Annotated in this window: 10 protein-coding genes; all 10 read right to left on the bottom strand. The window is 53.2% G+C overall.

All coding sequences use genetic code 11. From position 1 onward, the window contains the following. On the bottom strand, positions 1-939 hold the full coding sequence (gene cysK, locus KP014_RS03585; protein ID WP_036598564.1) for a cysteine synthase A: 939 nt from the start codon (positions 937-939) through the stop codon (positions 1-3). A 238-nt stretch (positions 940-1,177) separates the two neighbouring features. Beyond that, a complete protein-coding gene (locus tag KP014_RS03580; protein WP_036598567.1) occupies positions 1,178-2,113 on the bottom strand; it encodes a peptidylprolyl isomerase in 936 nt (311 codons plus the stop codon). 12 nt (positions 2,114-2,125) lie between these two features. Beyond that, positions 2,126-3,007, bottom strand: coding sequence for an Hsp33 family molecular chaperone HslO (hslO, locus tag KP014_RS03575; protein ID WP_036598570.1), 882 nt, complete (start codon positions 3,005-3,007; stop codon positions 2,126-2,128). 38 nt (positions 3,008-3,045) lie between these two features. Further along, positions 3,046-3,813 carry a type III pantothenate kinase gene (locus KP014_RS03570; protein ID WP_036598573.1) on the bottom strand — a complete coding sequence of 256 codons (768 nt, stop codon included), beginning with the start codon at positions 3,811-3,813 and terminating at the stop codon, positions 3,046-3,048. Further along, positions 3,810-4,685, bottom strand: coding sequence for a carboxylating nicotinate-nucleotide diphosphorylase (nadC, locus tag KP014_RS03565; RefSeq protein ID WP_036598576.1), 876 nt, complete (start codon positions 4,683-4,685; stop codon positions 3,810-3,812). The genes KP014_RS03570 and nadC overlap by 4 nt, the downstream gene beginning before the upstream one ends. Further along, positions 4,675-6,291 (bottom strand): L-aspartate oxidase, encoded by a 1,617-nt coding sequence (nadB, locus tag KP014_RS03560; protein ID WP_090834692.1) that lies wholly within the window; start codon positions 6,289-6,291, stop codon positions 4,675-4,677. The genes nadC and nadB overlap by 11 nt, the downstream gene beginning before the upstream one ends. Before the next feature lie 39 nt (positions 6,292-6,330). Next, entirely contained in the window at positions 6,331-7,269 is a 939-nt protein-coding gene (gene nadA, locus KP014_RS03555; RefSeq protein ID WP_036599050.1) for a quinolinate synthase NadA, read from the bottom strand. A gap of 375 nt (positions 7,270-7,644) precedes the next feature. Then, positions 7,645-9,696, bottom strand: coding sequence for an ATP-dependent zinc metalloprotease FtsH (gene ftsH / locus KP014_RS03550; RefSeq protein WP_036599047.1), 2,052 nt, complete (start codon positions 9,694-9,696; stop codon positions 7,645-7,647). Between the two features lie 110 nt (positions 9,697-9,806). Then, a complete protein-coding gene (gene hpt, locus KP014_RS03545) occupies positions 9,807-10,346 on the bottom strand; it encodes a hypoxanthine phosphoribosyltransferase (RefSeq protein WP_036599044.1) in 540 nt (179 codons plus the stop codon). 58 nt (positions 10,347-10,404) lie between these two features. Further along, positions 10,405-11,829: a tRNA lysidine(34) synthetase TilS gene (tilS, locus tag KP014_RS03540; RefSeq protein ID WP_036599056.1), complete on the bottom strand. Its 1,425-nt coding sequence runs from the start codon at positions 11,827-11,829 to the stop codon at positions 10,405-10,407. Positions 11,830-11,891 lie beyond the last annotated feature (62 nt).

Genomic DNA, 11,891 nt, shown 5'->3' with positions numbered 1-11,891 from the left:
TTAAGCTTCGTAGTTGTACAGCGGTGTGCTGAGGTAACGTTCGCCGTTACTCGGAACGATTGCAACCACGCGTTTGCCAGCGCCCAGTTCTTTAGCCACTTTGATCGCTGCAAAAATCGCCGCTCCCGAAGAAATACCGGACAGGATTCCCTCTTCTTTCGCTACACGGCGCGCTGTATCAAACGCTTCGTCATTTTCAACATGAATAATTTCATCGTAAACATTTTGATTCAGAATATCAGGGATAAAGTTGGCTCCGATACCTTGAATTTTATGAGGTCCCGGTTTGCCGCCCGCAAGAATTGGCGAAGCCGCAGGCTCTACCGCATAAATCTTGATGTCCGGATATTTATCTTTCAGCACTTCGCCGGCGCCGGTAATCGTTCCGCCTGTGCCAATACCCGCGATGAAAGCGTCCAACGACCCGCCGATCGAATCGATCGCTTCCACGATTTCCGGTCCCGTCGTTTCGCGGTGAATCTTCACGTTGGCCGGATTCTTGAACTGCTCGGCAACAAAGTAGCTCGGATTCTCAGCCAGAATGGCTTCGGCTTTCTTAACTGCGCCGTTCATGCCTTCTGATCCCGGAGTCAGAACCAATTCCGCACCATAAGCGCGAAGCAGGTTGCGGCGCTCCAAGCTCATCGTCTCAGGCATAACGATAATGGCTTTGTATCCTTTAGCCGCAGCTACCATAGCCAGACCGATACCCGTATTGCCGCTGGTTGCCTCCAGGATCGTATCTCCCGGTTTCAGACGGCCTTCCTTCTCGGCTTCTTCCACAATGCTGACCGCAATCCGGTCCTTAACGCTGGAGCCCGGGTTCTGGTATTCGAGCTTCACATAGATTTCCGCAGCGCCTTCCGGCACGATCCGGTTCAGACGTACAAGCGGGGTACCTCCAATTAGTTCGGTTACATTGTTGACCACTTTAGACATGAGCAAAAACCTCCTTAGAATAATGAACGAGATAGAAGATAGCGTAACTTGTGACATAAGTCTTCAGCATTTGCCCCTTGGGTCATCAGCGGCCGCCTTCAATTTAACATGGTCATACCGGATCTGCCCCCGAAAGTTCCAGGAAACGCCGCACGCCAAGCCGCGCGCTGCACAGTGGGGATACAAGCTGCCGTGCTATTCCGACTAAATCAGTAGGTTTTACGTTAATCTCATCTTATCAATCTTGAAGTCCCTTGTCAATATCTATTGCGGCACCATATTTGGCGCGGAGATCATTCTCGACCTTTTGCAGCGGCGGAGCCTGTTCCAGGGCAAGTTCCATGCGGACCTGCTCTCTTATTTCCCGTTCACTCGGCATCTTCGGAACGTTTACTTTGTCTGTCCGGATAACGGCATAACCGCCTTCTACCAGAAACGGACCAGCAACAGCGCCGGGGTCCAGCTCCGCCGCTGTCTTAAGCAGTTCCTGCGGCCAAAAAGGATTGTCTTCCTCCACTGTACCGATCCGGCCTCCGCGAAGCCTGCTGTCTTCATCAATTGAAAGCTCCTCTGCCAAATCGGTAAAATCCTCACCATCTTCCAATCGGTCCAGTACCCGTTCCGCTTCCCTTTCGGAATTTACCTTGATGATTGACAGCTCGATCTCCTTGACCGGGCGAAGAAGGTCCGGATCCTGCTGCAAATACTCATCGATTTCCTTGTCTCCGATTACAATTCCAGTCGTTGCCACTGCTTGCAGCAGGAGTCTGTAGCCAGTTTCTTCCCTGACTTCCTCCTTGGACAAGCCAAGCTCCGTTTCCATCTGCGAGTAATACAGCTCCTCCGAGCCGTATCCGGAAGCCGCTGCTTGCAATTCCCGGTCGATTTCCTGCTCCGAGACGGAGATCCCGAGTTTCTTGGCTTCCTTCTCAAGCGCGATCCGGTTAAGCATGGCAAGCAGTACTTCATCGCCATGTCTCTTTTGAAGCTCATCTCTCCACTGCCGCAGCGAGATGGATTGGCCGGCAACCTTCGCTATTATTTTTCCGTCTTCGTCGTTCCCTTCCGTCCCTTTTCCCTTGCGCCATTCCCATATGAGAAGGGCGGAAAGAAGCAGGACGAACCCAGCCAGAATAATAACGGATTTGCGCAGAGCGCGTTCCTGTCTTGTCATTCCCACACGATCCTATTTCGCTTGATTGAGAATTTCCTGCAGTTCCGCCTTGTTAAAAGAATAGGCTTCATTGCAGAAATGGCATACCACTTCGGCCTGACCGTCTTCCTCGATGATCTGCTCCAGTTCATGCATCCCGAGGCTTACCAGAGTCTGCTCCACTTTCTCGCGGGAGCAATGACACTTAAAGCTGATTTCCATTTCGTCCAGCACTTCCGTATCGGGCAAAATGCGGCTCAGCATCTCCTCCGGTTCCATACCCTGATCGAGCAGCGCTGTAACCGAAGGTGTCGAGCTTAAGTTTTGTTCGATTTCCGTAATCTCCTCGTCGCTCAGGCCCGGCAGCAGTTGAATAATAAATCCGCCAGCCACCTTGACGCTGTTATCCGTATCAACCAGTACACCTAGTCCTACCGCAGAGTTCGTCTGCTCGGAAACGGCAAAGTAATACGTAAAATCGTCGCCGAGCTCGCCGGAAACAATCGGCACACTGCCGCGGTAAGGCTCCTTCAGACCGAGATCCTTGATGACATGCATAAAGCCATCGGTTCCGACCGCCCCTGCCACGTCCAGCTTGCCAAGACTATTGCTCGGCAGATGGACATGAGGATTCTGGACATAGCCGCGAACCTCACCCTCCGCATTAGCCTCTGCGACAATCTGTCCGATCGGACCGCCGCCTTTGATCTGTATATTGATCATTTCCTTGCCTTTGAGCATAGCGCCCATCATGGCGGCTGCGGTGACCGTACGTCCGAGCGCAGCCGTAGCCGTCGGATAAGTATCATGCCTCCGCTGAAGCTCGGCTGTAAGCTCTGTCGTGCGAACCGCAAAAGCCCGTACCCTGCCGCCAAGTGCTGTTCCCCGTACCAACCGGTCTTTTTTATTTTGCATAGGTGCCTAGCCCTCCTGTCATAAATTGAATCCCAATGTTATTGATTTCGATCGTAAATAATGCGCAGCCCCTCCAGCGTGAGCATCGAATTGACCTCGTCAATGCAGTCCGTCTCACCAGCTATCATCGGCGCCAGTCCTCCTGTCGCGATGACCTTCAGTCTTGGTGCGTTCATCTCTGCCTTAATGCGCCTTACAATGCCTTCTACTTGCCCCGCATAGCCGAAAATAATCCCGGCCTGCATCGCATGCACGGTATTTCGGCCGATTACTTTCTTGGGCTTCTCCAGTTCGATTCTCGGGAGCTTGGACGCCCGCTGATATAACGCCTCGGTGGAAATGCCGATACCCGGCACAATGGCGCCTCCAAGATAATTGGCGCTTCCGTCAATGCAGTCGAATGTTGTGGCGGTTCCAAAGTCGACGACGACAAGCGGACATTGATAACGCTCTATGGCGGCCACGGCATTCACAATACGGTCCGCGCCGACCTCCCGAGGGTTCTCGTAACGCAGATTGAGCCCGGTCTTGATTCCGGGCCCCACTACCAGCGGCTCTTTGCCGATATATTTGACACACATTTCCACGAATACATGCACGAGCGGAGGTACGACGGAAGAAATGATGACTCCTTCTACATTTTTAACGGACAGACCCGACATATTAAACAAATTGTGAATCAAAATCCCGTACTCATCCGTAGTCGATTGCCTCGCCGTGCTCAGCCGGAAATGGTGCAGGAGTTCCCGCTGCCGGTATACCCCAAGCACAATATTCGTATTGCCGATATCCACGGCCAGCATCATGACAAGCCGCCCTCCTTCTTCTCATTCAGATCCAGACTGATATCCAAACTGGAAAAGGAATAAGTGAGCCGTCCAACGGAGATAACATCGACGCCCGTTTCTGCGATGCCGCGCACCGTTTCCAGCGATACATTTCCCGAAGCCTCCGTCTTAATATGCGGCGCCTTCGTCTTAATTTTGCGCACAGCCTCTGTCATTAATTCAAGAGACATGTTATCCAGCATAATAATATCCGCGCCTGCGGCCAGCGCCTCTTCCACCTGTTCCAGGCTTTCCGTTTCCACTTCAATCGTCATGGTATGCGGAATGTTGGCCCGGGCTCTGCTGACAGCCTTCTGAATACCCCCCGCACCTTTTATATGATTATCCTTGATCATAACGGCATCGTATAAGCCGAAACGGTGATTGGCGCCTCCGCCGACGCGCACCGCGTATTTCTCCAGCATCCGGTGTCCGGGCGTAGTCTTGCGCGTATCCACCAGCTTCGCCGGCAGCCCATCCAGCGCCTGCACGAACGAAGCTGTCCGCGTCGCCACTCCCGAAAGCCGCTGCATTAAATTCAGAGCAAGCCGCTCTCCGGTCAAAATCGAGTGGGTGCTGCCCTCCACTTCTGCAATCACGGTTCCCTTCGCCACACGTTCGCCTTCCTTTACGAATGAGGTAAAGGACAGACCGGGATCGACGACCTCGAATACCAGCTCCGCGACGGGAATGCCGCAGACCACGCCTTCTTCTTTTGCATGAATAATCCCTTTGGACTGATGTCCGGGCGCAATCGTCGTCAGTGTGGTCACATCACCGGAGCCGACATCTTCCTTTAGCCAGTTCTTGATGGATTGCACCAGCTGTTCGTTATATCCGTTAAACATCATCGCTTGTCTCCTCCACTATGCCCAGTTCGCGAATCTGGAGCAAATGCTTACGCCAATACTCATCATCCCGCTGCGGAAAATCTTCGCGGTAATGGGCTCCCCTGCTCTCCTCGCGTGTCAACGCCGATTCCGTGACAAGCAGGCTGCAGGTCAGCATATTGGCAAATTCATATTCTTCGCGCTTGGTCAGCGCCGCCCCAAAAATCGGCAGCTGCCGCTTCAGCTCTTCGAGCCCTTTGGACAGCATCTCCTCATTCCGCCGCAGTCCGACATAGCGGACCATGATCTTCTGCAGCTTCAGGCGGCGTTCGACGATTGCCTGCGTCGGATGTTCATGGCGGCCCAAATCACAGCCCGCGGATAGATCTCTCTCATCGAGTTTCGGCAGGCTGCGGATCCGCTCAACAATACGCTGTCCGAAGACGACCGCTTCCGAGAGCGAGTTGCTTGCCAGCCGGTTCGCGCCATGCACGCCTGTGGACGATACCTCGCCGCAGGCAAAAAGCCTTGGAATACTGCTCTCCCCGTTCAGGTCGGTCTTGATGCCCCCCATCAAATAGTGGGCAGCCGGAGCCACAGGAATCCAGTCGCTTGTAATGTCCAGACCATAGCCGATGCAGGTCTCATATATCGTCGGGAACCGGCGCTTCACCATTTCCGCGGATTCATGAGTAATGTCCAAGTAGACAAAAGTCGATTTCGTCTCTTCCATCTCGCTGACAATCGCCCGGGCGACGATATCGCGCGGCGCAAGCTCCAGCAGCTCATGATACCGCTCCATAAAACGTTCGCCCCGGATATTGCGCAGGACAGCTCCTTCGCCCCGCACCGCCTCCGAAATCAGAAACCGGGGGGCGCCGGGATAACTGAGCGCCGTCGGGTGGAACTGAATAAATTCCATATCGCGGATATGCGCTCCCGCCCGGTAAGCAATCGCTACCCCGTCGCCTGTCGCGACCTCGGGATTGGTCGTATAGCGGTACAGCTGACCCGCTCCGCCTGAACAGAGAATTGTCGCGGCCCCCTTCAGAAAGAGGCGCTCTCCGTTCGGTTTTTGTACAAGCGCTCCGACGCACTCACCGTCTTCCGTAACCAGGTCGATCACATAGTGATCATCCCACACCTCAATATTGTGGTGTTCCAATACCTGCTGAACCAGCGCTCGTACAATTTCATAGCCGGTTGCATCTCCGTTGGCGTGCAGAATCCGCCGGTGGCTGTGCGCTCCTTCCTGCGTCAGCGCCAAAACGCCGTTCTCCTTGTCAAAAAGGGTTCCTAGCCGGATCAGTTCACGCACGCCATACGGACCTTCATTGACGAGTGCATCTACAGCAGCCGAGGAACACAGTCCGGCCCCGGCCATCAGAGTATCCTGCCGATGATACAGCGGGGAATCGTCTTCCGAGATTACAGCGGCGATGCCTCCCTGGGCATAACGCGTGTTGCTCTCCATCAGCGATTTCTTCGTAATCATTATGACCCGCCGATCCTCGCTGGCTTTGATCGCTGTGAACAGTCCGGCGATGCCGGAACCGATGACAATGCAATCCGTCTCGACGGTGGGAAGCTCCCGCAGGTCGAAATCAACCAAATACTGTGGAATCATGACCACTTTTCACCTGTTTCAATGAAAGAGTAGCGCATGCTACTTGACTTGTAGCATGCGCTCTAGGGATTGTCTGGCTTTGTCTGCGATAGTTGGCGGCACATAAATCTGCGGCTTCATCGTCTCCAGACATTTTACCAATTTTTTGAGATTGTTAACTTTCATATTAGGACAAACCAGGAACTTAGAAGCAAAATGGAAGTCTTTATCCGGACTGTCCTTACGCAGCTGGTAGCCTGTCCCGTCTTCGGTTCCCACAATAAATTCCCGGCAGTCCGATTTCTTGCAGTAATCGATAATGGCGGTAGTGCTGCCGACAAAGTCACCCATAGCCACGACCTCCGGACGGCATTCAGGATGAACCACGAACTGGGCTTTCGGGTATTTGGCCTTCATTTCCACGACATCCTTGACGGTAAGCATATCATGCGTGTTGCAGTAGCCTTCCCAAATAATCAGCTTTTTGCCGGTTTTCTCCTGAACATAATGCCCCAGATTCTTATCCGGAACCCAAATGATCTCTTCCGCGTCCAGCGACTCAATGACCCGAACGGCATTGGCAGAGGTACAGCATATATCCGTCTCCGCTTTAATCTCGGCAGAGGAATTGATATAGGTAACCACCTTGGCATTAGGATGCTTCGCTTTCAGCTTGCGAAGGCCTTCTACATTGACCATGTCGGCCATAGGGCAGCCGGCACGCTCGTCGGGGATAAGAACCGTCTTGTCCGGAGCCAAGATTTTAGCACTTTCACCCATAAAATGAACGCCGCAGAATACGATAACTTCCGCTTCCGTTGCAGCGGCCTTTTGAGCCAGCAAAAAAGAGTCGCCGCGAAAATCGGCAACTTCCTGAATTTCATCGCGCTGATAATAGTGAGCCAAAATGATGGCATTCCGTTCCTTCTTAAGCTGTTCGAGACGTTCACGCAGTTGACGGTTTTGTTCTTGCTTGCGCTCCAGCGCCAGAGCTTCCACGGTACACGTTCCCCCTTATGTTTAACGGTATAGTCACCGGCGTATCAAATCTGAAATGAGGCAGATTGTAAGAAGATATTCAGCATCATGTAAACGATATATAGTTCGTAATATTTATCACTAATGTACACAACGTTCCTTGCCGTGTCAATCTAATGGATACGCTCTTACAGAAGCGGCTATTTCCGGCAGCTTGCTTCTTCACTATCAAGAAGAAACGGCTACGCCGTCCTTTTAGGGACGGTACCGTTTCTCGTAGAAATATAAGACCAAAGGATAAGCGCGCAGCTTATACTATCTTATATTTAAAAAAATCCGGAGAACAAATTCGTTCTCCGGATTTTATTGATCCCTGCTCTGCGGCAGAATATCGGACTAGCTCATGCTTGCTCCGCCGCCCTTATTCTCGTCATTTCCACTCTCTCCATCTTGCTGTGGATTGTTTGGAATATCTTTGGGCGAATCTCCCAGCGTAGCCTGAGGCTCATCAGTCTTACCCTGAATGCGGACTTTTACATCGCCGATCGAATCAATAACCGGCTCCGCACCTTCATTCGCAAGACTTTGGCCGTCAACCGGCTTGCCGTCTTCGGTCAGATAGCCCTGCTCGATCAGTTCCTTGATCTGTTCAAGCTCAAGCGTCTCTTTCTCCAGCAGTGTGCCTGCGATGAGATGCATTTCCTTCGAGTGCTTCTTCAGCAGCTCTCTGCATCGCTCATAGCATTCCGAGATGAAACGCTGCATTTCCTGGTCAATCTCGTAAGCGATCGAATCACTGTAATTCTGCTCGTGCCCGATATCGCGGCCCAGGAATACCTGGCCTTGGGAAGTGCCGAACTGCATCGGACCGAGCTTCTCGCTCATGCCGTATTCCATAATCATGCTTCGGACAATGCGCGTAGCCTGCTGGAAGTCGCTGTATGCGCCCGTGCCGATCTCGCCGATAAACATTTCCTCGGCTACCCGGCCTCCGAGCAGCCCGGTTACCTTGTCGAGCAGCTCCTGCTTCGTAACAAGCATGCGGTCTTCCTTCGGAAGCATAATGACATATCCGCCTGCGCGTCCGCGCGGGATGATCGTCACCTTGTGAACCATATCGGCATGCTCCAGGAAGTATCCGGCGATCGTATGCCCGGCTTCATGATAAGCGACGATCCGCTTCTCGCGGTCGCTGATCACGCGGCTGCGCTTCTCGGTGCCGACGATGACGCGGTCAATTGCCTCATCCACTTCCCGCATGGAGATGTCCTTGCGGTTGCGGCGGGCGGCGAGCAGCGCCGCTTCATTCAGCAGGTTCTCCAGATCCGCGCCGGTAAAACCGGTTGTGCGCTTGGCGATGACGTCAAGCTTCACGTCCTTGGTCAGCGGCTTATTGCGGGAGTGAACCTTCAGTACGGCCTCGCGTCCCTTCACGTCAGGGCGGTCAACCGTGATCTGACGGTCAAAGCGTCCTGGACGGAGCAGGGCGGGGTCAAGAATATCGGCGCGGTTGGTAGCCGCGACGATGATAATGCCTTCGTTGCCGCCGAAACCGTCCATCTCAACGAGCAATTGGTTAAGCGTCTGCTCGCGTTCATCATGCCCGCCGCCAAGTCCAGCGCCGCGCTGACGGCCAACGGCGTCGATTTCGTCGATAAAGATGATGCAAGGCGCATTCTTTTTCGCGTTCTCGAACAGGTCGCGTACCCGCGAAGCGCCGACGCCGACGAACATTTCCACGAAGTCGGAACCGGAGATGCTGAAGAACGGAACTCCGGCTTCGCCTGCCACCGCACGGGCAAGCAGTGTTTTACCTGTACCCGGAGGACCTACGAGCAAGACCCCTTTAGGGATACGCGCGCCCACGGCAGCGAATTTCCGCGGGTCTTTCAGGAATTCCACGACTTCGACAAGCTCCTGCTTCTCTTCGTCGGCCCCGGCTACGTCTTCAAAGGTGACCCGCTTCTTCTCTTCATTGTAAAGACGGGCTTTACTCTTGCCGAAATTCATCACCTTGCCGCCGCCACCCTGCGCCTGATTGAACAGGAAGAAGAACAGGATGAACATAATAACAAGCGGAATGATCGAAGACAGGAAGGTCAGCCAGATGCTGTCGCCCTCCATTTTCTTCTGGATGAACGGTATGTTGTTATTCTGACTGGCCGCAGTCAGTTCTTCGATAGCCGCGTCCGTAGGAGGAATATATGTGGAAAAGCTTTGCGATTTAGCCCATTCCGGCTTCTCTTTATAAGAGCCGGTTACATTAAAGGCGTTGCCTTCGAACTGAACCGTCAAATCCTTCACATTGTTACTCTTAAGCTCCTGCCGTAACTGGTCATATCTGGGGAAATCGGCGGCTTCATTTCCATTGCTGACGAATTGGACAATGCCCACCACGACTAGAAATAAAATCAAATAAAAACCAGAATTTCGGATGAACCGATTCATCCCCTACCTCCTCTCGCAACACTTAAGTTATTGTACCATAGCCTGTCGGAGCACCTCAAACGCGAGGCGGCTTCAGGTAAATAATCCGGAAGACCAAGGCTGTGAATGAACTATTTAGAGTAGATCTCCGGCTTCAATACCCCGATGTAAGGGAGATTCCGATACTTTTCGGCATAGTCTAGTCCGTATCCTACAATAAATTCGTCTGGAATGACAAAACCGGTATAATCCGCCTCAAGGCTTACGGTACGACCCGCCGGTTTATCGAACAGAGTCACGACGGAAATCGATGCGGCGTTGCGGTTGCGAAGCAGCTCAATCAGATAACTCAGCGTAAGACCGCTGTCGATAATATCCTCAACGATCAGCACATGGCGGCCATCGACCGGAACGTCCAGATCCTTGATAATTTTCACTACGCCCGAAGATTTGGTTGTCGCGCCGTAGCTGGATACCGCCATGAAGTCCATCTCGACCGGCACCGTTATGACTTTAACCAAATCGGCCATAAAAATAAACGCACCTTTCAGCACGCAAATGACCAACGGGTTGCGCCCCTCATATGCATCGCTCAGCTTGGCGCCAAGCTCTTTGACTCTCTGTTGAATTTCCTCTTCGCTGATCAAAATCTCCTGGATATCGTTCTGCAACCTGCGAACCTCCTAAGTTATACTATGAAAAACTGCCTGCGGCCATTACGGTTATCCTCTACAAGTCTTCAATCGACAGCAGCAGAACCGAAGCCGTATGATCCCCGACGGCGGCATGGACCGAACGGCGAATGCCCGGAATCCAGACAATGTTTCCGAGTCCGTCGCATACAAGGGGAATGCGTGAACGCTCGGTAGAAGGTATTTTGTCATCAATGTAAATATCTTTTACCTTTTTGCTTCCGTTTAATCCCATGACTTTAATGGTATCTCCAGGCAATCTGGAACGAATCGTGAGCGGGAAGACCAGCTCTTTATAATCGAACCGGGCTGACTGCCTGCTGCCTTCTCCCCTCAGAACCGCCTCATTCCCTCTCTCCGCCAGCGTCATTACGAGCGCCTTACCAATCTCGTTAAGCTCAAGACGAGGCTGGGGCAGAGGCAGACGATAGACGTAGCTTGCCTGATGATCCAAAGGAGCGGACAAGAAATAAATGGTATTATACTGCCGCAAACAGGTTAAGCCGCGCCCCAAATCGAGACTCCAGGCGGTAGGCATATCTTGCAGTATTCCCCGCCGCACAGCTTCAACCTTCGGAAAATCGATTTCCGGCATATCCGCCGACAGATAATTTAATATTAGTTTAATCAAACGCCGTTGTAAAGCGGAGGGCACGGCGGCAAAAGCCGCTCTGTCCAGCATGCATTTACCCTGTTCTTGCCGAACGGTCTCAGCAAAGCACTTAGCGGCCGCATCTTCCATAAAATCATCTTCAGCGCCGGCGATTTCCGCCAGCTGCGTCAGCGAGCGGCTCAGTCTCGGACTGTAGCGCGTCAAAAAAGGAAGCACTTCCAGCCTGATCGCGTTGCGCCTGTACTTGGTCTGCGAGTTGCTGGGATCTTCGGCATAAAGATAGCCTCGCCGCCGGCATACATCCACGAGCGCCGCTTTGTTAATACGAAGGAATGGACGGATAAGTTCCACGTTTTTTTCAGTTCTTATCCAGCGCATTCCCGCAAGCCCTGACAGGGCGCTGCCCCGCAAGAGTCGCATCAGAACCGTCTCGGCCTGGTCGTCGGCATGATGGGCCAGTGCGACGGAACGTGCACCCCGGCGCTGCGCCGTATCAATTAGAAAGCGGTAACGCTTCTCCCTGGCCGCTTCCTGCGGGCCGAGCCCGCTTTCCTTCATAAAGGAAGGAATATCGAACTCAGCGAGTTCAAAGGGTATTCCGAGCTCTTCGGCCATTCGGCGCACAAGCTCCGCCTCCTGCGCCGATTCGGCGCGGAAACCGTGGTTCACATGGGCGCAAATCAGTGTAAGCGGCATCCGGCTCAGGGATATTTCATGCAGAACATGCAAAAGAGCCACAGAATCCGGCCCTCCGGACACTGCGACTACAATGGCGTCTCCCGGCTCCCACAGCCTGTGTTCTGCCGCGGCTTCCATCACCGAATCCACCAGTTCATTCCACTCGACCATATCCGGCTTCCTTTCCTGCCCGGCCGCGGCTGTCCGCAGCTTGATGACAGCATGAATCGACA

Source organism: Paenibacillus sophorae (assembly GCF_018966525.1).
Classification (GTDB): Bacteria; Bacillota; Bacilli; order Paenibacillales; family Paenibacillaceae; genus Paenibacillus_AQ; species Paenibacillus_AQ sophorae.
Note: the sequence above shows the minus strand (reverse complement) of the source record. Positions and strands in the feature narration are given on the sequence as shown.

What these genes read in the sequence shown, in the direction of transcription:
- cysK (WP_036598564.1), bottom strand. Translation starts at nt 939, where the DNA reads ATGTCTAAAGTGGTCAACAATGTAACCGAACTAATTGGAGGTACCCCG.
- KP014_RS03580 (WP_036598567.1), bottom strand. Translation starts at nt 2,113, where the DNA reads ATGACAAGACAGGAACGCGCTCTGCGCAAATCCGTTATTATTCTGGCT.
- hslO (WP_036598570.1), bottom strand. Translation starts at nt 3,007, where the DNA reads ATGCAAAATAAAAAAGACCGGTTGGTACGGGGAACAGCACTTGGCGGC.
- KP014_RS03570 (WP_036598573.1), bottom strand. Translation starts at nt 3,813, where the DNA reads ATGATGCTGGCCGTGGATATCGGCAATACGAATATTGTGCTTGGGGTA.
- nadC (WP_036598576.1), bottom strand. Translation starts at nt 4,685, where the DNA reads ATGATGTTTAACGGATATAACGAACAGCTGGTGCAATCCATCAAGAAC.
- nadB (WP_090834692.1), bottom strand. Translation starts at nt 6,291, where the DNA reads ATGATTCCACAGTATTTGGTTGATTTCGACCTGCGGGAGCTTCCCACC.
- ftsH (WP_036599047.1), bottom strand. Translation starts at nt 9,696, where the DNA reads ATGAATCGGTTCATCCGAAATTCTGGTTTTTATTTGATTTTATTTCTA.
- tilS (WP_036599056.1), bottom strand. Translation starts at nt 11,829, where the DNA reads ATGGTCGAGTGGAATGAACTGGTGGATTCGGTGATGGAAGCCGCGGCA.